This window comes from Candidatus Methanoperedens nitratireducens (genome assembly GCF_900196725.1).
GTDB classification, from domain to species: Archaea; Halobacteriota; Methanosarcinia; order Methanosarcinales; family Methanoperedenaceae; genus Methanoperedens; species Methanoperedens nitroreducens_A.
In genome coordinates this window covers 1-1,313 of the sequence record NZ_FZMP01000127.1, presented here as the reverse complement: position 1 = coordinate 1,313, position 1,313 = coordinate 1, and the positions used below count along the sequence as shown (strand labels likewise).

Annotated in this window: 1 protein-coding gene; it reads left to right on the top strand. The window is 44.6% G+C overall.

What is annotated here, in order from left to right; all coding sequences use genetic code 11:
* Window positions 1-1,290 (top strand): right-handed parallel beta-helix repeat-containing protein (locus MNV_RS09445; protein ID WP_143311716.1); only part of this gene is annotated, 1,290 nt, incomplete at its 5' end.
* Between the last annotated feature and the right edge of the window lie 23 nt (window positions 1,291-1,313).

Below are 1,313 nucleotides of genomic sequence, written 5' to 3'. Positions count from 1 at the left end.
CCTGCGCCGACCGCAACTCCAGCTCCTACGAGCACGCCTGATCCCATTTCAAACGGCCCTACATATTATGTAGCTACCAATGGTAATGACGGCAACTCCGGCTCATCCTCGTCCCCATGGAGGACCATTCAGCATGCAGCAGACACAGTATCTGCAGGGGCTACGGTTTACGTCATGGATGGAACGTACAAGGAGAAAGTCACAATAAAGAAATCAGGAAGCTCAGGGAACTACATTACATTCGCAGCATATCCGGGAAAGACTGTTACGCTCGATGGTACAGGTATATCATTAAATTATGACGGACTGATCCGTATGGACGGTGTAAGTTACATAAAGATATCAGGGTTCAAAATAGTACACTCCACATCTATGGGGATCATGATATCCGGAGGAGCTTCGAATATAATTGCACAGAATAATTACTTCAATGATATAGCCCGGTCAGCATTGTATGCACAGGATTCAAGTTATATCACTTATGATGGAAATGAAGTAACAAACTCTCAAACAGCAGGATTTAACGGAGGACAACAGAACGAAAATGTGAATATAATAAGAACGAATAACTTTGAAATAAAGAACAACCGTATCTATAACAATGCCAATTTCGAGAGCATTGATGTGAAAGAAGGCTCTTCTTATGGCTCAATACACCATAATGATATAAGTGGAGCATATTCTGCGGGTATATACATAGATTCCCAGGGAAGGAACGCCCAGAATATCGACATATATCAAAATAAAGTCCACGACAGCCAGACATCCGGTGCACGAGGCATAGCTATCGGAGTTGAGAATTCCGGCAGTGCCAAGAACATGCGGGTTTTTAACAATATTGTATGGAATATGGGAGCAACAGGAATAGCAGCCGGAACAAGCTATAGTGCCGGCGTAATAGATAATATTGCTGTTACGAACAATATTGTATACAATAACGGACTGGTAGATAGCTGGGGCGGCGGGATAAGAAGCGAGTACTCAGGTGCTACGAATATAAGGATCAGGAATAATATTGCAAGTCAGAACCGCAATATGCAGATAGAGAACTACGCCGGAGGCAACACAGTCATAACCAACAATCTGGTTGACGGAGGAGGAGGTACAATGGGCAGCAGTTACGTGACCGGAAGCCCACTGTTCGTTAATCCGTCAGGTGGCGATTTCCATATCAAGAGCGGTTCCCCGGCAATAGATAAGGGAACATCCACGGATGCTCCTGGCATAGACTATGACGGGAATTCCAGACCTAAAGGTGCAGGCTACGATATCGGATCCTTTGAGTACTGACAGTGAACTTTCCGAAGAGTAGA